Here is an 18,081-nt window from a genome sequence, read left to right on the forward strand (position 1 = left end):
CGGTACAGGCACACAAAGTTTGATTGAAGTCATGTTGGGGGCGTCTGTAGTAATAGTTGGCGGCCACGGACAATCGCAGTGCGGGCACTGAGAGGCATTAATGGGTATGTAAGGTGGGCTAAGTGCGTCGGCTGTTTTAACGCAGTTTGTCGAGGCTGAACGTATTAGGTGTGCCCGCGCCATAGTCATTGATACTGATGATTTTTACTCGGGCATCGGCGTGGGGAGTTGAATGCTCTTTTATTACAAAGCGTTCGCTACTGAATGGCGCGATATAGCCGGTGCCCAGTAATTCTGCTTTGCCATTTTGTTCATAGATGATCTCGCCCATGTTGATGTAATAGGCGGTTGGGTTACGTCCGATGAGCACCAGGCCCTTGCCGTTTTCACCGTCCATCGTGCTCCAGGTGACCTGGGCGGGGGCTTCAGCGGCCTTGCCTGGTAGCCCTTGTGGCCGATACATCAATTTGATGCGGGTCCTGAAGGCCATCTGCAAGTGGTTTGCTTGCTGGGCTTTGGGTGGCACTTCAAGCATGTTCAACCAGTACAGGGTCTCGCGGTCCTTGCTCATGGGCGCGCCGTTGTGAATCAGGCGAATAGCCTGCCCTTGTTCGGGCTCGATGCGCGTCAGCACCGGGGTAATCGTGAAGGGGACCTGCAGGGTTTCGGGTGGCGCTTCGGCATCGCCATCATCGAGCCAGACCTGAACCAGAGAAGGGGTTTTGGCAGTATTTGTGAGGTTAACGGTGACTTCACGCTCTTGGGCAGGAAAGATCACCCGGGTGCCGGAAATCACTACACTGGCATGTGCCTGAGTGAAAATCGCCAGCAATGTCAGGGATATGAGTAGCTTGGGAAGCGAGTGAATCATTGGAGTTCATCTATCCTGAGGGGTAGGGACGGATGGGCGCCCGCCGCAATGGCAGCTGCCCGGTCTCGGACAACTGCCAGTGGCGAGACTTACGGGAAGCGAATCAGGTACTGCACATTGCTGTTCGCGGCACCGGCAGTGGCGGCTCCGGTCGCGAAGTATCGGATGGTGTAATCAAGGGTGGCGGCGCCCGCGCTCAGATCCACCGGAATGGTGTCCTGCGAACCAGGGGCCGCACCGATGCGAATAGGTTGACTAGCGGAGTTGAGCAGCTGCAACTGGACGTTTTGCGCACCACCCGAGAGCAGGTTCAGGCGACCAGTGGTAGGATCCACCTGAGGGCCAGGGGGAAAGGAGATATCTACCCTCCCGGCAGCAGGCGTGCATTCGCTCAGCCGGATTTGAAAGGGTTCCGGTTGTGCGGTTTGCCCAGTGGCTGCCAGCTCGCTTCGTTGTGCCGGCTTAAGGGCAACGGTGAAGTTCTGACCACCGGCGCCACCGTTGATGATGCAGGTAGAGCTGCCGATGCTACCAGTGAAATCAATCTGTCCATCGTTGGCTTGAGCAGTGAGGCTCATGCCGGCCAGGAGTGGCAGGGAGAGGGCGAAACCAATGATACTTTTTTTCATGTTGCGTCCATAATTGGTAGTAAGTTGTTGTGCCGTTAACTTCATTGATGCGAACTTCAATAACTGGGGTTCTGAAGTTTTGAGCAGCAATGTTGTTGGGCGGCGTAATTATGGATTTTCTTGTAGGGTGGGGATGTAGGTTAGAGGTCTTTGGTTGTGTGGAGCTATCTACCCAGTGATGTAGGAAGTTGTCTGTGTTGGAAGCTGGTACTTTGATAGTGTCCGTGTGTGTAGGTAATATTCTTGTTTGGTGGATAATCTTGCGATTTTCCTACGCTACTGAGTGCGGTCACTGCCCGGTTTGACGCAGGCTTAACAGCCGGGTATAAACCGCCTTCACTTGCACCAAGGTTTTTTCCCATGAGCTTTAGTCCACTTATCCGACAGCTGATCGACGCGTTGCGTATCTTGCCTGGCGTTGGCCAGAAAACCGCCCAACGCATGGCGTTGCAACTGTTGGAGCGTGATCGCAGCGGCGGAACCCGTCTGGCCCAGGCCCTGAGCCAGGCCATGGAAGGGGTGGGGCATTGCCGCCAGTGCCGGACCCTGACTGAGCAGGAACTCTGCCCGCAGTGTTCCGATCCACGGCGTGACGACACATTGTTGTGCGTGGTGGAAGGGCCGATGGACGTCTATGCCGTTGAGCAGACCGGCTATCGCGGCCGTTACTTCGTGCTCAAGGGGCACCTGTCGCCGCTCGATGGTCTGGGCCCCGAGGCCATCGGCATTCCGCAGTTGATGGCGCGTATCGAAGAGCAGGGCACCTTCACCGAGGTGATCCTGGCCACCAACCCGACAGTGGAGGGTGAGGCGACGGCCCATTACATCGCCCAGTTGCTGGCCGACAAGGGGTTGGTCGCCTCGCGCATCGCCCATGGCGTACCTTTGGGCGGTGAGCTGGAACTGGTCGATGGCGGCACCCTGGCGCATTCGTTCGCCGGGCGCAAACCCATCTCGCTGTAACCATCGACCTTCAATCGCGGGGTAAGTCGAGTCGTCGCCCCGCGATGCTTTCAGTACTCGCTCAGCGAGAACGCGGTCAGGCAGAAAGTAGGGACACCTGCATCATTCAGACGCTTGGAGCCTTCGAGCTCCGGCAGGTCGATGATCGCTGCCGCTTCGAACACCTCGGCGCCCGTGCGCCGCACCAGCTTGGTGGCCGCCAGCAGGGTGCCGCCGGTGGCGATCAGGTCATCGAAAATCAGCACCGAGTCGCCTTCGCACAGGCTGTCGGCATGCACTTCGAGGAAGGCTTCGCCGTACTCGGTCTGGTAGCCCTCGGCAAGCACGTCGGCTGGCAGCTTGCCCTGCTTGCGGAACAGGATCAGTGGCTTGTTCAACTGGTGGGCGATGATCGAGCCGATCAGGAAGCCCCGGGCGTCCATGGCACCGATGTGGCTGAATTCGGCCTCGACATAACGCTCGATGAACGCATCGGCCACGTGGCGTAGCCCCCGTGGCGACTGGAACAGCGGGGTGATGTCGCGAAAGATCACGCCGGGCTTCGGGAAGTCTACCACCGGGCGGATCAGGGCTTTGAGGTCGAAGGTATCGCTGTGCATGGGGCGGGTATCCTGAAAAACGAATGCCCGCCAGTATACCCTTTATCCTGCGGGCTCAGCTCTCCAGCGAACCACCGGCCAGCGCGCACAGCTGGATCGGGTCGAGGATGTGGATTTCCTTGCCTTCAGCGGCGATCAGGCCATTTTGCTGGAAGCGGGTGAAAACCCGTGAAACAGTTTCCACTGCCAAGCCCAGGTAGTTGCCGATCTCGTTGCGCGACATGCTCAGGCGGAACTGGTTCGCCGAGTAGCCGCGGGCACGGAAGCGCGCCGAGAGGTTGACCAGGAAGGTGGCGATGCGCTCGTCGGCGGTTTTCTTCGACAACAGCAGCATCATCTGTTGGTCGTCACGGATCTCGCGGCTCATCACCCGCATCAGTTGCCGGCGCAGCTGGGGTAGTTGCACCGACAGCTCGTCCAGGCGTTCGAACGGGATTTCGCATACCGAGGTGGTTTCCTGGGCCTGGGCCGACACCGGATAGGTCTCGGTGTCCATGCCGGAGAGGCCGACCAGCTCGCTGGGCAAGTGGAAGCCGGTGATCTGTTCTTCACCACCGTCGCTCAAGCTGAAGGTTTTCAGGGCGCCAGAGCGCACGGCGTAGACCGAATCGAAATTGTCGCCCTGGCGGAACAGGAACTCGCCTTTTTTCAGCGGTCGCCCGCGCTTGACGATTTCATCCAGTGCATCCATGTCTTCCAGGTTCAACGACAAGGGCAGACACAGAGGCGCCAGGCTGCAATCCTTGCAGTGAGCCTGGTTGTGGGCGCGCAGTTTGACTGGCTCAGACATTTCTTCATTCCTTGTGGGAAAGCACACATAAGCCGTAAGGGTAACTCAGGGCATGGGGTTTCGGCCAGTCCATGCCGGGTAAGGCATGCTGGCTGAGGTGCGGCCTATCGTCCGACCTCGCCGAACATAGTGTGCTTTACAAGGAAATCTGTAAATCAGATGACCCGGGAGAAGCGCTGCTGGCTGTGCATGCCAAGGTAGGCGTCAAACACCATGCACACCGAACGCACCAGCAAGCGGCCGGCGGGTCGTACCTCGATGCCCTGGTCGCTGAGGCTGATCAGGCCGTCCTTGTGCATGGCCTGCAGGGCGGGCCATTCCTCCTTGAAATAACCGCGAAAGTCGATGGTGAACGCCTGCTCGATGGTCTCGAAGTCCAGTTCGAAATGGCAGATCAGTTGCTGGATCACCGCCCGGCGCAGGCGGTCGTCGGCGTTGCACACCAGGCCGCGGCTGGTGGCCAGCTGCGACGTGGAGAGGGTGTCCTGGTAGGTGTTCAGGTCGCTGCTGTTCTGGCAATACAGGTCGCCGATCTGGCTGATGGCCGAGACCCCCAGGCCGATCAGGTCGCAATGGCCATGGGTGGTGTAGCCCTGGAAATTGCGCTGCAGGGTCGATTCTTCCTGGGCGATGGCCAGCTCGTCGTCGGGCAGGGCGAAATGGTCCATGCCGATGTAGCGGTAGCCGGCTGCAGTCAGTTGCTCGATGGTCCGTTGCAGCATTTCCAGCTTGGCGGCAGGGGCCGGCAGGTCATTGCTGTCGATGCGTCGCTGGGGCATGAAGCGCTCCGGCAGGTGCGCATAGTTGAACACCGACAAGCGATCCGGTTGCAGTTTGATGACTTCGTCCACGGTGCGGGCAAAGCCTTCCGGGGTCTGCTTGGGCAGGCCGTAGATCAGGTCCAGGTTGATCGAGCGAAATTGCAGGGTGCGGGCTGCGTCGATGATCGCCCGGGTCTGCTCCAGGCTTTGCAGGCGGTTGATTGCCCGCTGCACCACCGGGTCGAGGTCCTGGACGCCGAGGCTGACGCGGTTGAAGCCCAGCTCGCGCAGCAGGCCCATGGTCGACCAGTCGGCTTCGCGGGGGTCGATCTCGATGCCGTAGTCGCCGGAGTCATCATCGAGCAGGTTGAAATGCTTGCGCAGATGCGCCATCAGCTGGCGCAGTTCGACATGGCTGAGAAAAGTCGGGGTGCCGCCACCGAAATGCAGTTGCTCGACGGTCTGCCTGGGGTCCAGGTGGCAGGCGATCAGCTGGATTTCCTGTTCCAGGCGCTGCAGGTAGGGCGCGGCACGGCCGCGGTCCTTGGTGATGACTTTGTTGCAGGCGCAGTAGTAGCAGATGTTGGCGCAGAACGGCACATGCACGTAGATCGACAAGGGACGCACGGCGCGCCGGCTGTCACGCAGGGCATGCAGCAGGTCGAAGGAGCCGACTTCGCTGTGCAGTTGCACAGCGGTCGGGTAGGAGGTGTAGCGTGGGCCGGCCAGGTCGTAGCGGCGGATCAGGCCGGTGTCCCAGCGAAGTGCGTCGATCATGTGGGCAGTCCCCGGATGTAACAGCTAGTGTCCGGAGTCTAGGGAGTGGCGAGAAAATCTGTTTTGATTTGTATCAAAGGCGCTTCAGTGGCCCATCAACCAGTGCTGGTGCGGCCCCGGCAGGGTCCAGAGGCCAAAGAGGATCACCAGCAGGCCGCCGGCGATGCGCACGCCCCGTTGGCGCAGCAGGGCTTGGGTTTGCTCGGCGGCAAGTCCGGTGGCCAGCAGCACCGGCCAGGTGCCCAGGCCGAACGCCAGCATCAGCAAGGCACTGTCGACGGCGTTGCCCTGGCTCGCGGCCCAGAGCAAGGTGCTGTAGACCAGGCCGCAGGGTAGCCAGCCCCACAAGGCGCCGAGCAGCAGGGCGCGGGGCAGGCTGGACACCGGCAGCAGGCGGTTGGCCACGGGCTGGATATGTCGCCACAACCCACGCCCCAGGCCTTCGATACGGTTCAGGCCGCTCCACCAGCCCGCCAGGTACAGACCCATGCTGATCAGCAGCAAGGCCGCCACCACGCGCAGACCCAGGGCCACCGGACTGTTGGCCACGGCCCAGCCGGCCAGGCCCAGCACCAGGCCGGCCAGGGCATAGCTGAGGATGCGGCCCAGGTTGTAGGCCAGCAGCAAGCGAAAACGGCGACTGCGTTGCTCCTTGGGGATGGCCAGGGTCAGCGCGCCCATCAGGCCTCCACACATCCCCAGGCAGTGGCCGCCACCGAGCAGGCCAAGAATCAGCGCCGAGCTGAGCAGGGGTAACAACTCAAGCACGGGGTGGCGCACCGTCGTCGGGTTTCTTGCCGTCGGCTTCGTCCATGGCGGCAGTGTGCTGCGGGTCCTGGTCGTCGAACAGGATGCTGTGGGCCGGACTGTCGAGGTCGTCGTACTGGCCGCTGTCCACCGCCCAGAAGAAGATGTACACGGCGATGGCGACGATCAGCAGCGCGGCCGGGATCATGACGTATAGCGCAGGCATGGTGGCTCCTGGTCAGGCCGTGGCAGGGTGTGAAGCGCTGGCTGGTGCGCCGTTGGCCGGCAGGCCTTTGATGCGGGTCAAACGCAGGGCGTTGAGCACCACGATCAGCGAACTGACCGACATGCCGACCGCCGCCCATACCGGGGTAATCCAGCCCAGGGCGGCGAAGGGCAACATCAGGCCATTATACAGCGCCGCCCACAACAGGTTCTCGATAATGATCCGCCGGGTGCGGCGTGCCAGGCTGAAGGCCTGGATCAGTGCGTCCAGGCGATTGGACAGCAGCACCGCATCGGCGCTGGTCTTGGCAAGGTCGGTGGCCGAGCCCATGGCGATGCTGATGTCGGCAGCCGCCAGCACCGGCACGTCGTTGACGCCGTCGCCGATCATCAACACCTTGCGGCCCTGCTGTTGCAAGGTCTTGAGCTTGTCCAGTTTGTCGTCCGGGCGCAGGCCGCCGATGGCCTGGTCAATCTGTAGTTCGGCGGCAACGCTCTGCACCATTGGCGAGCTATCGCCCGACAACAGCAGGGTTTGCCAGCCCCGTGCGCGGCAGGCGGCCAGCAGGTCGGCGGCGTCGCTGCGCAGACGGTCGTCGAGCACCAGCCAGGCCAGGGCGCCCTGGCTGTCACCTAACAACAGCCACTGGCCGGGTTCGCTGGGCATCGATGGCACGGCAATGCCGCTGAGGGCGCAGACAAAATCCGCAGCGCCGATGCGCAGGCGCTGACCCTGGACGACGCCTTCAAGCCCCAGCCCGGGCTCGGCGCGGACCTCGTCGGCAGGCACGCTGGCACGACCGAAGGCGCGGGCAATCGGGTGTTCGGAGCGGTTTTCCAGGGCGGCGGCGAGCATCAGGCACTGGTCGGCATCGACGGCTCCGAGCGGGCGGATGGCGCGCAAGGTCAGGCGGCCTTCGGTGAGGGTGCCGGTCTTGTCGAAAATCACCGTGTCGATCTGGTTCAGGCCTTCCAGCACGTGGCCGCGGGTCAGCAGCAGGCCGAGCTTGTGCAGGGTGCCGGTGGCGGCGGTCAGGGCGGTCGGGGTGGCCAGGGACAGGGCGCACGGGCAGGTGGCGACCAGCATGGCCAGCACGATCCAGAAGGCGCGCGATGGGTCCAGTTGCCACCAGAGCAGGCCAATGGCCGCCGCAGCGACCAGCGAGAACAGCAGGAACCACTGCGAAGCGCGGTCGGCGATCTCGGCCAGGCGCGGCTTTTCCGACTGCGCCCGTTCCAGCAGGCGGACGATGGCCGACAAGCGGGTGTCCTGTCCCAGGGCCTGGACCTCGACGGTCAGCGCGCTTTCCACGTTCAGTGTGCCGGCGGTGACCGCATCGCCCGAGCGGCGGGGTTGGGGCAGGTATTCGCCCGTCAGCAGCGACTCATCGACACTCGACTGGCCGTTGACGATGCGCCCGTCGGCGGGGACCACGTGACCGGGCTGAATCAGCACGCAATCGCCCAGTTGCAGTTCGCTGAGCAGGATCCGCTCGCTCTGGCCCGCCGCGCCCAGGCGCAGGCAGGAGGCTGGCAGCAGGTTGACCAGTTGCGCCGTGGCCGCCGCCGTGCGTTCCCGGGCGCGGCGCTCCAGGTAACGGCCGGCCAGCAGGAACAGGGCGAACATGCCCACGGCATCGAAGTACAACTCGCCACTGCCGGTGATCGCGGTCCAGATGCCGGCGCCATAAGCCAGGCCGATGGCCAGGGACACCGAGACATCCATGGTCAGGTGGCGGGTGCGCAGGTCGCGGGCGGCGCCGCGAAAGAACGGCGCGCAACTGTAGAACACGATGGGGGTGGTCAGGAACAGCGCGACCCAGCGCAGGATGGTGTGCAGTTCCGGGCTCAGGTCGATATTGAATTCCGGCCAGGTGGCCATGGTCGCCATCATCGCCTGGAACCACAGCAGGCCGGCGACCCCCAGCTGGCGCAGGGCGGTGCGGTTTTCACTGGCCAGTTGTTCGGCGGCGCGGTCGGCCTGGTAGGGGTGGGCGGCGTAGCCGATGTGGCGCAGCTCGGCGAGCAGTTTCGACAGCGGTAGTTGGCTGTCGGCCCAGTTGACCTGCAGGCGGTGGTTGGACAGGTTCAGTCGCGCCTCGGCGACGCCCGGCAGGTTGCGCAGGTGCTTTTCGATCAGCCAGCCGCAGGCGGCGCAGCTGATGCCTTCGATCAGCAAGGTGGTGTGCGCCAGCTCCCCGGTGTGGTGCACGAAGGGCTTCTGCACATCGGCGCGGTCGTACAGGGCCAACTCGTCGACCAGTTGCTGGGGCAGCGCCTCGGGATTGGCACTGGCCTCGCTGCGGTGCTGGTAATAACTTTCCAGGTTGCCGGCGACAATGGCCTCGGCCACGGCCTGGCAACCGGGGCAGCAGAACAGCCGGGGCTGGCCGAGTACCACGGCGGTGAAGTGGCTGCCGGCAGGCACGGGCAGGGCGCAGTGGTAGCAGGGCGTGGGGCTGGTCATGGCACTCTTCGCTGTAATTCAGGACGCCATCACCGGCTACGCCGGCTCCCACATGTGTGGGAGCCGGCATAGCCGGTGATCAGGTGCGAATCATTTCTCCAGGTGTTCGGCCCCTTGCAAGGCTTCGTCACCGAGCTGCAGGGTCACGCCATGTTCGACCTTCTCCTCCTCGAACAACCGCCATACGTGCTCATCCTGGCTGCCCAGCAGCTCGACGAAACGCCGGCCTTCGACCTTGTCGCCAAGCTGGCCCAGGTAGCGCCCGGCTTCGCTGTCGCTGCGGGTCAGGACGATCTTGCGGTCCTTCTCTGGCTGGGTTGGGGAGATCAGGTTCAGCTCCAGGGTCTGCGGCTGGCTGTTGCCGGTCAGGCGCAGGTCGACTTCGCCGGTCAGCTCGTCCAGGTGCACACTGGCCTTGAGGTTCAGGGTCTGGGCCAGCAGTTCGCGGTCCAGTGAGCGGTTGATGCCTTTGCCAGCCTCGTAGTAGTTGTCATTGACCAGGTTGTCCGGGTTGTTCACGGCAATGGTGACCATGGTCAGGCTCAGGGTCACCGAGGTGGCCAGCACCCCGATGATGATCCAGGGCCAGAGATGTTTGTACCAGGGGCTGGCGGCAGTTGCAGGCATGTAGTGGCTCTCTTATCGAATTTGTGGGCCGATGAACCGGCTCTTGGCTTCAACCTGGTCGCCGCTGTCGTCGGCGTTCTTGAGGATGAAGGTGACTTCGTTGGTGGACGACGGCAGTTTTTCCGGGGCCATCGACAGTTGCACCGGCAGGCTGACGATGTCGCCGGCCTCCACGCGGATTTCTCCCGCGCCTTCGAGCTTCAGGCCTGGCAGGCCAGTGGCTTCGAGCACGTAGACGTGGTCGCGCTGGTCCTTGTTCATCACCTTCAGGCTGTAGACGTTCTCGATCCGGCCCTGGGCGTTCTCGCGATACAGGACGCGGTCCTTGCTGACATCGAAGCCCACCAGCGAGCGGGTCACGAAGGCCGTGGCGAGCAGAGCAATCATGGCCAGCAGGACAAGGGCGTAGCCGATCAGGCGCGGGCGCAGCATGTGGGTCTTCTGGCCCGAGAGATTGTGTTCGGTGGTATAGCTGATCAGGCCTTTGGGGTAGTTCATCTTGTCCATGATGGTGTCGCAGGCATCGATGCAGGCGGCGCAGCCGATGCATTCGATCTGCAGGCCGTCACGGATGTCGATGCCGGTCGGGCAGACCTGGACGCACATGGTGCAGTCGATGCAGTCACCCAGGCCCTTGGCCTTGTAGTCGAGGTCTTTCTTGCGCGGGCCGCGGGTTTCGCCGCGGCGCGGGTCGTAGGAAACGATCAGGGTGTCCTTGTCGAACATCACGCTCTGGAAGCGGGCGTAGGGGCACATGTACACGCAGACCTGCTCGCGCAGCCAGCCGGCGTTGCCATAGGTGGCCAGGGTGAAGAAACCGACCCAGAAGTAGGCCCAACCGTCGGCCTGGCCGGTGAAGAACTCCACCGCCAGCTCGCGAATCGGCGAGAAATAGCCGACGAAGGTCATGCCGGTAACGAAGCCGATCAGCAGCCACAGGCTGTGCTTGGTGGCCTTGCGCAGGAACTTGTTGGCGCTCATGGGCGCCTTGTCCAGCTTCATGCGCTGGTTGCGATCACCCTCGGTGACCTTTTCGCACCACATGAAGATCCAGGTCCAGACGCTCTGCGGGCAGGTGTAGCCGCACCAGACGCGCCCGGCGAACACAGTGATGAAGAACAGGCCGAAGGCCGCAACGATCAGCAGGCCCGAGAGCAGGATGAAGTCCTGGGGCCAGATGGTGGCGCCGAAGATGTAGAACTTGCGCTCCGGAAGGTTCCACCAGACGGCCTGGTGGCCACTCCAGTTCAGCCAGACCGTCCCGAAGTACAACAGGAACAGGACGGCGCCGCCGACCATGCGCAAGTTGCGGAACACGCCGGTGAAGGCCCGGGTGTAGATTTTCTCCCGGGAGGCGTAGAGATCGACGCTGTCTTTGTCCTTGCTGGCAGGCGGGGTGACATCATGTACCGGAATCTGCTTGCTCATCATTGAGTCCCACGGCAGTGGAGGGGTGCCGCGGCCAGTACATGCCGGCCGCAGTCGGAAGCTTGATGCTCTAGGGCGCATGATACGCCTGTCCCGCCGGTCAGGGGGAGGGGTGCGACCTTTGGCCGCGTTGGGGAATTGCGGGTATTAGTGTATTGGCCCCTGTCAATTGACGCAGGTCATGGTGGGCGTCGTCGCACCGCCGCTCCCACAAAAAAGCCCCGCCAGCCTTCGCTGACGGGGCCCTTTATTGCCGCACAAGTTACTTCGCGTCGGCAGTCTTTTCAGCGGGGTGCGACAGGCTGTAGACGTAGGCGGCCAACAGGTGGACCTTGTCGTTGCCCTGGATCGCTTCCTGGGCAGGCATCTGGCCCTGACGGCCGTAACGGATGGTCTGCTGCAGTTGAGCGAAGCTCGAACCGTAGATGAACGCCTGCGGGTGGGTCAGGTTCGGCGCGCCCATGGCCGGGGTGCCTTTGCCTTCCGGACCGTGGCAGGCCACGCAGTTGGCAGCGAACAGCTTCTGGCCGTTGGCCGGGTCGGCTTTCGCGCCTTCAGGCAGGGTGCGGCCATCGAGGTTGGTCAGGACATAGGCGGCCACATCGGCAACGCCTTGCTCGCCGATGACTTCGGCCCAGGCCGGCATCACCCCGTGACGACCGCCCATGATGGTGGCCTTGATGGTTGCCGGCTCGCCGCCCCAGCGCCAGTCGTTGTCGGTGAGGTTGGGGAAACCGTAGGAACCCTTGGCGTCGGAACCGTGGCAGACCGCGCAGTTGGAGGCGAACAGGCGGCCACCCATCTTCAGGGCTTGCGGATCCTTGGCCACTTCTTCAATGGGCATGGCGGCAAACTTGGCGAAGATCGGTCCGAACTTGGCATCCGAACGGGCCATTTCCTTTTCCCACTCGTGCACGCCGGTCCAGCCGGCCTGGCCGTTGGCGAACTCGGTTTTCTTCTCGTTGTCCAGGTACTGGTAGCCCGGCAGCACGCCTTTCCAGTTACCCAGGCCCGGGTACAGCACCAGGTAACCCAGGGCGAAGACGATGGTGCCGACGAACAGCCAGAACCACCATTTGGGCAACGGGTTGTCGTACTCCTCGATACCATCGAACGAGTGGCCCACGATTTCATCCGTGGGTTCGCTGCGCTGGCCCTTGCGGGTGGACAGCAGCAGCCAGGTCAGGGCGAAGATGGTGCCCAGACTCAAAACGGTGACGTACAGACTCCAGAAGGTAGTCATTCGTTGTTACTCCTAGACGCTTTCGCTTGCGCTTGCTCGACGTGCTTGCTGGCTTCGGGATCATCCGCGAAGGGCAGCATGGTCGCTTCGTCGAACTCGGACTTGCGCCGAGAACTGAACACCCACAACGCCAGGCCGACAAACGCCACCATCACGACGACGGTGCCCAGGCCTCGAATCATCCCGATATCCATCAATGTCACCGTTTGCTTTTGATGATGGTGCCAAGGCCTTGCAGGTAGGCAACCAGGGCGTCCATTTCAGTCTTGCCCTTGACCGCGTCGCGGGCACCGGCGATGTCGGCATCGGTGTACGGCGTGCCGAGGGTACGCAGGACTTCCATCTTCTTGACCGTGTCCTTGCCGTCGAGCTTGTTCTCGACCAGCCATGGGTAGGCCGGCATTTTCGACTCGGGCACGACGTTGCGCGGGTTGTACAGGTGGGCGCGGTGCCAGTCGTCGGAGTAACGACCGCCGACACGGGCCAGGTCCGGGCCGGTACGCTTGGAGCCCCACAGGAACGGGTGGTCCCAGACGCTTTCACCGGCGACCGAGTAGTGGCCGTAGCGCTCGGTTTCGGCACGGAACGGACGGATCATCTGCGAGTGGCACTGCACGCAGCCTTCGCGGATGTAGATGTCCCGGCCTTCGAGCTCCAGCGCGGTGCGCGGCTTCATGCCCTCGACCGGCTTGTTGGTGACGTCCTGGAAAAACAGCGGGACGATCTGGGTCAGGCCGCCGATACTCACGGCGATGACCATGAAGAAGGCCAGCAGGCCAATATTCTTCTCGACTGCTTCATGCTTCATCAGTGGGCTCCAACTACAGCGATCTGAGCGGCGGCTTCAGCTTCGGCCGGTTTCGAAGCGCGTACGGTACGGTAGACGTTGTAGGCCATCAGCAGCATGCCGGAGGCGAAGAACGCACCGCCCAGGGCGCGCACCATGAAGCCTGGATGGCTGGCTTGCAGGGCTTCGACGAAGGAGTAGGTCAGGGTGCCGTCGTCGTTGATCGCACGCCACATCAGGCCCTGGGTAATGCCGTTGACCCACATCGAGGCGATGTACAGCACGGTACCGATGGTAGCCAGCCAGAAGTGCGCGTTGATCAGGCCGACGCTGTGCATCTGCTCGCGGCCGTAGACTTTCGGAATCAGGTGGTACAGGGCGCCGATGGAAATCATTGCGACCCAGCCCAGGGCACCGGCGTGCACATGGCCGACGGTCCAGTCGGTGTAGTGCGACAGCGAGTTGACGGTCTTGATCGCCATCATCGGACCTTCGAAGGTCGACATGCCGTAGAACGCCAGGGAGACCACCAGGAAGCGCAGGATCGGGTCGGTGCGCAGCTTATGCCAGGCGCCCGACAGGGTCATCATGCCGTTGATCATGCCGCCCCAGCTCGGTGCCAGCAGGATGATCGACATGGCCATGCCCAGCGACTGCGCCCAGTCCGGCAGGGCGGTGTAGTGCAGGTGGTGAGGACCGGCCCAGATGTACAGGGTGATCAGTGCCCAGAAGTGCACGATCGACAGGCGATAGGAGTAGATCGGACGCTCGGCCTGTTTCGGCACGAAGTAGTACATCATGCCCAGGAAGCCGGTGGTCAGGAAGAAGCCCACGGCGTTGTGGCCATACCACCACTGGATCATCGCGTCGGTGGCGCCCGAGTAGGCCGAGTAGGACTTGAACAGGCTCACCGGCAGCGACATGTGGTTGACGATGTGCAGCATCGCGGTGACCACGATGAAGGCACCGTAGAACCAGTTACCGACATAGATGTGCTTGGTCTTGCGCTTGACGATGGTACCGAAGAACACCACACCGTAGGTGACCCAGACAATGGCCAGCAAAATGGCGATCGGCCATTCCAGCTCGGCGTATTCCTTGGTCGTGGTGTAACCCAGTGGCAGGGTGATGAGCGCACCGACGATCACCGCTTGCCAACCCCAGAAGGTGAAGGCCGCGAGGCTGTCGGAGATCAGTCGCGTCTGGCAGGTTCGCTGCACGACGTAGTAGGAAGTGGCAAACAGCGCACAGCCACCGAAGGCGAAGATCACCAGGTTGGTGTGCAATGGGCGAAGTCGTCCAAAACTCGTCCATGGCAGGTCCAGGTTCAGCTGGGGCCATACCAGTTGCGAGGCGATGAAGACGCCAAGCCCCATGCCAAGGATCCCCCAGACCACCGTCATGATGGCGAACTGGCGGACGACCTTATAGTTATAAGCAGTCGGACTGATTGCTGTGCTCATTCTAAGGTTCCACGGTTTGGGTGTTTTTGTAGGTTAAAAAATCGGCGCAAGTATGTATAAACCGTGTGGTTATTGCAACGCGATGGCACTCGCGCCGACCCTTGCCAAAGCCCGATCTACCGCTGTTTCGGACGCTCTTGGTGGCGGAAGTGTACACAATTATCTTATTGATATGTGTACCGTAATTCATATTTTCTTGTCCAATCGGTCAGGCTTGTTGTGGACAGGTTGTTTCGCCCGCCGGCGTCCGCAAAGGAGGTCGTGCCGGTCCCCTCTGCCTTTGCACTCATTCTTCAATGAGCACTTTGTCAGCAAGGAAAGGCCACAGCCTTTACTGGAGCCACTGTGGCAACAAGCTTAGTTGCGATCAGGAGGGGTGCAAGCAGGGGGGCGGGGGAGGTGCGACACTTGGTCGCAAGGGGCGAGAAAGGCCGCCGCACCCGGGCAGGTGCGGCGGTTTGCGTCAAGGTTCAGTCAGTCGAACTTTTTACTTGGCAGAAAGGCTTTCGCCTACGACTTCTTCCTCCTGGGACAGGCTGTAGACATAGGCGGCCAGCAAGTGGACCTTGTCGTTGCCCTGGAGGTCCTGCTGCGCCGGCATCTGGCCCTGGCGGCCATGGCGGATGGTCTGTTGCAGTTGGGCGAAGCTCGAACCGTAGATGAATGCCTGCGGATGGGTCAGGTCCGGTGCGCCCATGGCCGGCGTGCCTTTGCCTTCGGGGCCGTGGCAGGCCACGCAGTTGGCAGCGAACAGCTTCTGGCCGTTGGCCGGGTCGGCTTTCGCGCCTTCCGGCAGGGTGCGGTCATCGAGGTTGGTCAGGACAAAGGCGGCCACATCGGCCACGCCTTGCTCGCCGATCACCTCGGCCCAGGCTGGCATCACCCCGTGACGACCCGCCATGATCGACTGCTTGATGGTGTCCGGGTCACCGCCCCAGCGCCAGTCCTTGTCGGTCAGGTTGGGGAAGCCGTAGGCACCCTTGGCGTCCGAGCCGTGGCAGACCGAGCAGTTGGAGGCGAACAGGCGACCGCCCATTTTCAGTGCCTGGGGATCCTTGGCCACTTCTTCCACCGGCATGGCGGCGAACTTGGCGAAGATCGGTCCGAATTTGGCGTCGGCCTTGTCCATTTCCTTCTGCCATTCGTTGGCCCCGGTCCAGCCATTCTCGTAGCCTGGCAGGATGCCTTTCCAGTTGCCCAGCCCAGGGTAGAGGATCAGGTAGCCCACCGAGAACACCAGGGTGCCGACGAACAACCAGAACCACCATTTGGGCAGCGGGTTGTCGTACTCCTCGATGCCGTCGAAGCTGTGGCCCATGGTCTGGTCGCTGGTTCCGGGCTTTTCACCCTTGCGCGTGGCCAGCAGCAGCCAGGTCAGGCCGATCAGGCTACCGATGGTCAGTACGCAGATGTACGTACTCCAGAAGGTGGTCATTGCCCGTTACTCCTCGATTCGGGTTCGTTGGCGGCAGGTGTCAGGCGGTCATCGGCGAAGGGCAGCAGGCTGGCCTCGGCGAACTCGCGGTCACGCCGACCGTTGAACACCCACAACGACAGGCCGATGAACGCGATGGCCACCAGCAGGGTGCCCAGGCCGCGCAGCTGGCCGATATCCAATGTCAGTTCCATGGCCCTTACCTCTTGTTCTTGATCGCGGTGCCCAGCACCTGCAGGTAGGCGACCAGCGCATCCATTTCCGACTTGCCCTTGAGCGAGGCCACCGCACCGCTGATGTCCTCATCGGTGTAGGGCACGCCCAGGGTGCGCATAGTGCGCAGCTTGGTTTCGGTGTGGCTGCTGTCGACCTGGCTCGCGACCAGCCAGGGGTAGGCCGGCATCTTCGACTCGGGCACGACGTTGCGCGGGTTGTACAGGTGGGCGCGGTGCCAGTCATCGGAGTAGCGGCCGCCGACACGGGCCAGGTCCGGGCCGGTACGCTTGGAACCCCACAGGAACGGGTGGTCCCAGACGCTTTCACCGGCGACCGAGTAGTGGCCGTAACGTTCGGTTTCGGCACGGAACGGACGGATCATCTGCGAGTGGCACTGCACACAGCCTTCGCGGATATAGATGTCACGGCCTTCCAGTTGCAGCGCGGTGTAGGGCTTCATGCCTTCGACCGGCTTGTTGGTGACGTCCTGGAAGAACAGCGGGACGATCTGGGTCAGGCCGCCGATGCTGACGGCAAATACCATCAACAGCACCAGCAGGAAGACGTTCTTCTCGATTACTTCGTGTTTCATCTGGGTCTCCTCAGGCCAGCTGCGCGGCGGCAGGGGCAGTCGCGGTCACCGGGGCACGCACGGTGCGCCAGGTGTTCCAGGCCATCAGCAACATGCCGGACAGGAAGATCGCCCCGCCGACGAAGCGCACGATGAAGCCAGGGTGGCTGGCTACCAGGGTTTCGACGAAGGAGTAGGTCAGGGTGCCGTCGGCGTTGACCGCGCGCCACATCAGGCCCTGGGCGATGCCGTTGACCCACATCGAGGCGATGTACAGCACGGTGCCGATGGTGGCCAGCCAGAAGTGCGCGTTGATCAGGCCGATGCTGTGCATCTGCTCGCGACCGAAGACTTTCGGGATCATGTGGTACAGCGCGCCGATGGAGATCATCGCCACCCAGCCCAGGGCGCCGGCGTGTACGTGGCCGACGGTCCAGTCGGTGTAGTGGGACAGCGCGTTGACGGTCTTGATCGCCATCATCGGACCTTCGAAGGTCGACATGCCGTAGAACGCCAGGGAGACCACCAGAAAGCGCAGGATCGGGTCGCTGCGCAGCTTATGCCAGGCGCCCGAGAGGGTCATCATGCCGTTGATCATGCCGCCCCAGCTTGGCGCCAGGAGGATCAACGACATGATCATGCCCAGCGATTGCGCCCAGTCGGGCAGGGCGGTGTAGTGCAGGTGGTGGGGACCGGCCCAGATGTACAGGGTGATCAGCGCCCAGAAGTGCACGATCGACAGGCGATAGGAATACACCGGCCGCTCGGCCTGCTTGGGCACGAAGTAGTACATCATGCCGAGAAAGCCTGCGGTGAGGAAAAAGCCTACGGCGTTGTGGCCGTACCACCACTGGACCATGGCGTCGGTGGCGCCGCTGTACAGCGAGTACGACTTTGTCAGGCTGACCGGCAGTTCCAGGTTGTTGACAATGTGCAGGATCGCCACGGTGATGATGAACGCACCGAAGAACCAGTTGCCCACATAGATGTGCTTGGTGGTGCGCTTCATCAGGGTGCCGAAGAACACCACGGCATAGGCGACCCAGACGATGGTGATCAGGATATCGATCGGCCATTCCAGTTCGGCGTATTCCTTGGAGCTGGTGTACCCCAGCGGCAGGCTGACGGCGGCCAGCACGATCACCAGCTGCCAGGCCCAGAAGGTGAAGGCGGCAAGGCGCGGCGAGAACAGGGTGGTCTGGCAGGTGCGCTGCACCGAATAGTACGACGCCGCGAACAGCGCGCAACCACCGAAGGCGAAAATCACCGCGTTGGTGTGCAACGGTCGCAGACGGCCGAAGCTGGTCCAGGGGAGGTCGAAGTTGAGCGCAGGCCAGACAAGTTGCGCGGCGAGAAAAACGCCGAGCCCCATCCCGACTATTCCCCACACCACCGTCATAATGGCGAATTGGCGGACCACCTTGTAGTTGTAGGCGGTACTGCTGGTTGTGTTCATGTATGGGTTCCCATCCACGGTTATAG

Annotated in this window: 19 protein-coding genes; 1 reads left to right on the plus strand and 18 read right to left on the minus strand. The window is 62.4% G+C overall.

Translation table 11 applies throughout. The annotated features are described in order from the left end of the window. Positions 1–136 precede the first annotated feature (136 nt). Entirely contained in the window at positions 137–871 is a 735-nt protein-coding gene (locus tag ACIQUS_RS19725; protein WP_403050112.1) for a molecular chaperone, read from the minus strand. A gap of 89 nt (positions 872–960) precedes the next feature. Further along, positions 961–1,500 carry a fimbrial protein gene (locus ACIQUS_RS19730; RefSeq protein ID WP_403050115.1) on the minus strand — a complete coding sequence of 180 codons (540 nt, stop codon included), beginning with the start codon at positions 1,498–1,500 and terminating at the stop codon, positions 961–963. Between the two features lie 360 nt (positions 1,501–1,860). On the opposite strand from ACIQUS_RS19730, the gene recR reads away from it, so the two are divergent. Continuing rightward, positions 1,861–2,463: a recombination mediator RecR gene (gene recR, locus ACIQUS_RS19735; protein ID WP_403050118.1), complete on the plus strand. Its 603-nt coding sequence runs from the start codon at positions 1,861–1,863 to the stop codon at positions 2,461–2,463. Positions 2,464–2,513: 50 nt separating this feature from the next. Here recR and ACIQUS_RS19740 read toward each other — a convergent pair whose 3' ends face one another. The 16 genes from ACIQUS_RS19740 to ccoN (ACIQUS_RS19815) form a co-directional block, all read right to left on the minus strand. Continuing rightward, entirely contained in the window at positions 2,514–3,062 is a 549-nt protein-coding gene (locus tag ACIQUS_RS19740) for an adenine phosphoribosyltransferase (RefSeq protein WP_403050121.1), read from the minus strand. A gap of 55 nt (positions 3,063–3,117) precedes the next feature. Next, complete coding sequence (fnrA, locus tag ACIQUS_RS19745) at positions 3,118–3,852, minus strand: Crp/Fnr family transcriptional regulator FnrA (protein WP_403050124.1); 735 nt, start codon at positions 3,850–3,852, stop codon at positions 3,118–3,120. Positions 3,853–4,007: 155 nt separating this feature from the next. Next, positions 4,008–5,390: an oxygen-independent coproporphyrinogen III oxidase gene (hemN, locus tag ACIQUS_RS19750; RefSeq protein ID WP_403050127.1), complete on the minus strand. Its 1,383-nt coding sequence runs from the start codon at positions 5,388–5,390 to the stop codon at positions 4,008–4,010. Between the two features lie 84 nt (positions 5,391–5,474). Beyond that, positions 5,475–6,158 carry a sulfite exporter TauE/SafE family protein gene (locus ACIQUS_RS19755; RefSeq protein WP_403050130.1) on the minus strand — a complete coding sequence of 228 codons (684 nt, stop codon included), beginning with the start codon at positions 6,156–6,158 and terminating at the stop codon, positions 5,475–5,477. Beyond that, a complete protein-coding gene (ccoS, locus tag ACIQUS_RS19760; RefSeq protein WP_285862367.1) occupies positions 6,151–6,363 on the minus strand; it encodes a cbb3-type cytochrome oxidase assembly protein CcoS in 213 nt (70 codons plus the stop codon). Before ccoS ends, ACIQUS_RS19755 begins: the two co-directional genes overlap by 8 nt. A 12-nt stretch (positions 6,364–6,375) precedes the next feature. Beyond that, positions 6,376–8,829, minus strand: a complete 2,454-nt coding sequence (locus ACIQUS_RS19765) for a heavy metal translocating P-type ATPase (protein ID WP_403050134.1) — start codon at positions 8,827–8,829, stop codon at positions 6,376–6,378. A 90-nt stretch (positions 8,830–8,919) separates the two neighbouring features. Further along, positions 8,920–9,456, minus strand: a complete 537-nt coding sequence (locus ACIQUS_RS19770) for a FixH family protein (protein WP_403050137.1) — start codon at positions 9,454–9,456, stop codon at positions 8,920–8,922. Positions 9,457–9,468: 12 nt separating this feature from the next. Next, a complete protein-coding gene (gene ccoG / locus ACIQUS_RS19775) occupies positions 9,469–10,884 on the minus strand; it encodes a cytochrome c oxidase accessory protein CcoG (RefSeq protein WP_403050140.1) in 1,416 nt (471 codons plus the stop codon). A 262-nt stretch (positions 10,885–11,146) separates the two neighbouring features. Next, entirely contained in the window at positions 11,147–12,127 is a 981-nt protein-coding gene (gene ccoP, locus ACIQUS_RS19780; protein WP_403050143.1) for a cytochrome-c oxidase, cbb3-type subunit III, read from the minus strand. Beyond that, positions 12,124–12,321: a CcoQ/FixQ family Cbb3-type cytochrome c oxidase assembly chaperone gene (locus ACIQUS_RS19785; RefSeq protein WP_028945389.1), complete on the minus strand. Its 198-nt coding sequence runs from the start codon at positions 12,319–12,321 to the stop codon at positions 12,124–12,126. Before ACIQUS_RS19785 ends, ccoP (ACIQUS_RS19780) begins: the two co-directional genes overlap by 4 nt. Positions 12,322–12,326: 5 nt before the next feature. Continuing rightward, positions 12,327–12,935 carry a cytochrome-c oxidase, cbb3-type subunit II gene (gene ccoO / locus ACIQUS_RS19790; RefSeq protein ID WP_403050147.1) on the minus strand — a complete coding sequence of 203 codons (609 nt, stop codon included), beginning with the start codon at positions 12,933–12,935 and terminating at the stop codon, positions 12,327–12,329. Beyond that, positions 12,935–14,377 carry a cytochrome-c oxidase, cbb3-type subunit I gene (gene ccoN, locus ACIQUS_RS19795; protein WP_403050150.1) on the minus strand — a complete coding sequence of 481 codons (1,443 nt, stop codon included), beginning with the start codon at positions 14,375–14,377 and terminating at the stop codon, positions 12,935–12,937. The genes ccoO (ACIQUS_RS19790) and ccoN (ACIQUS_RS19795) overlap by 1 nt, the downstream gene beginning before the upstream one ends. A gap of 487 nt (positions 14,378–14,864) precedes the next feature. Beyond that, positions 14,865–15,812, minus strand: a complete 948-nt coding sequence (ccoP, locus tag ACIQUS_RS19800) for a cytochrome-c oxidase, cbb3-type subunit III (RefSeq protein WP_403050153.1) — start codon at positions 15,810–15,812, stop codon at positions 14,865–14,867. Further along, complete coding sequence (locus tag ACIQUS_RS19805; protein WP_403050156.1) at positions 15,809–16,006, minus strand: cbb3-type cytochrome oxidase subunit 3; 198 nt, start codon at positions 16,004–16,006, stop codon at positions 15,809–15,811. The genes ccoP (ACIQUS_RS19800) and ACIQUS_RS19805 overlap by 4 nt, the downstream gene beginning before the upstream one ends. A 5-nt stretch (positions 16,007–16,011) precedes the next feature. Then, positions 16,012–16,620 (minus strand): cytochrome-c oxidase, cbb3-type subunit II, encoded by a 609-nt coding sequence (ccoO, locus tag ACIQUS_RS19810; RefSeq protein ID WP_285862359.1) that lies wholly within the window; start codon positions 16,618–16,620, stop codon positions 16,012–16,014. Positions 16,621–16,630: 10 nt separating this feature from the next. Continuing rightward, entirely contained in the window at positions 16,631–18,055 is a 1,425-nt protein-coding gene (ccoN, locus tag ACIQUS_RS19815; protein ID WP_403050160.1) for a cytochrome-c oxidase, cbb3-type subunit I, read from the minus strand. Between the last annotated feature and the right edge of the window lie 26 nt (positions 18,056–18,081).

This window comes from Pseudomonas sp. NPDC090755 (assembly GCF_044769005.1).
In the GTDB taxonomy this organism is placed as follows: domain Bacteria; phylum Pseudomonadota; class Gammaproteobacteria; order Pseudomonadales; family Pseudomonadaceae; genus Aquipseudomonas.

What these genes read in the sequence shown, in the direction of transcription:
- ccoO (WP_285862359.1), bottom strand. Translation starts at nt 16,620, where the DNA reads ATGAAACACGAAGTAATCGAGAAGAACGTCTTCCTGCTGGTGCTGTTG.
- fnrA (WP_403050124.1), bottom strand. Translation starts at nt 3,852, where the DNA reads ATGTCTGAGCCAGTCAAACTGCGCGCCCACAACCAGGCTCACTGCAAG.
- ACIQUS_RS19730 (WP_403050115.1), bottom strand. Translation starts at nt 1,500, where the DNA reads ATGAAAAAAAGTATCATTGGTTTCGCCCTCTCCCTGCCACTCCTGGCC.
- ccoP (WP_403050143.1), bottom strand. Translation starts at nt 12,127, where the DNA reads ATGACTACCTTCTGGAGTCTGTACGTCACCGTTTTGAGTCTGGGCACC.
- ccoN (WP_403050150.1), bottom strand. Translation starts at nt 14,377, where the DNA reads ATGAGCACAGCAATCAGTCCGACTGCTTATAACTATAAGGTCGTCCGC.
- recR (WP_403050118.1), top strand. Translation starts at nt 1,861, where the DNA reads ATGAGCTTTAGTCCACTTATCCGACAGCTGATCGACGCGTTGCGTATC.
- ccoO (WP_403050147.1), bottom strand. Translation starts at nt 12,935, where the DNA reads ATGAAGCATGAAGCAGTCGAGAAGAATATTGGCCTGCTGGCCTTCTTC.
- ccoN (WP_403050160.1), bottom strand. Translation starts at nt 18,055, where the DNA reads ATGAACACAACCAGCAGTACCGCCTACAACTACAAGGTGGTCCGCCAA.
- ACIQUS_RS19725 (WP_403050112.1), bottom strand. Translation starts at nt 871, where the DNA reads ATGATTCACTCGCTTCCCAAGCTACTCATATCCCTGACATTGCTGGCG.
- ccoP (WP_403050153.1), bottom strand. Translation starts at nt 15,812, where the DNA reads ATGACCACCTTCTGGAGTACGTACATCTGCGTACTGACCATCGGTAGC.
- hemN (WP_403050127.1), bottom strand. Translation starts at nt 5,390, where the DNA reads ATGATCGACGCACTTCGCTGGGACACCGGCCTGATCCGCCGCTACGAC.
- ACIQUS_RS19740 (WP_403050121.1), bottom strand. Translation starts at nt 3,062, where the DNA reads ATGCACAGCGATACCTTCGACCTCAAAGCCCTGATCCGCCCGGTGGTA.
- ACIQUS_RS19765 (WP_403050134.1), bottom strand. Translation starts at nt 8,829, where the DNA reads ATGACCAGCCCCACGCCCTGCTACCACTGCGCCCTGCCCGTGCCTGCC.
- ccoS (WP_285862367.1), bottom strand. Translation starts at nt 6,363, where the DNA reads ATGCCTGCGCTATACGTCATGATCCCGGCCGCGCTGCTGATCGTCGCC.
- ACIQUS_RS19770 (WP_403050137.1), bottom strand. Translation starts at nt 9,456, where the DNA reads ATGCCTGCAACTGCCGCCAGCCCCTGGTACAAACATCTCTGGCCCTGG.
- ccoG (WP_403050140.1), bottom strand. Translation starts at nt 10,884, where the DNA reads ATGAGCAAGCAGATTCCGGTACATGATGTCACCCCGCCTGCCAGCAAG.
- ACIQUS_RS19785 (WP_028945389.1), bottom strand. Translation starts at nt 12,321, where the DNA reads ATGGATATCGGGATGATTCGAGGCCTGGGCACCGTCGTCGTGATGGTG.
- ACIQUS_RS19805 (WP_403050156.1), bottom strand. Translation starts at nt 16,006, where the DNA reads ATGGAACTGACATTGGATATCGGCCAGCTGCGCGGCCTGGGCACCCTG.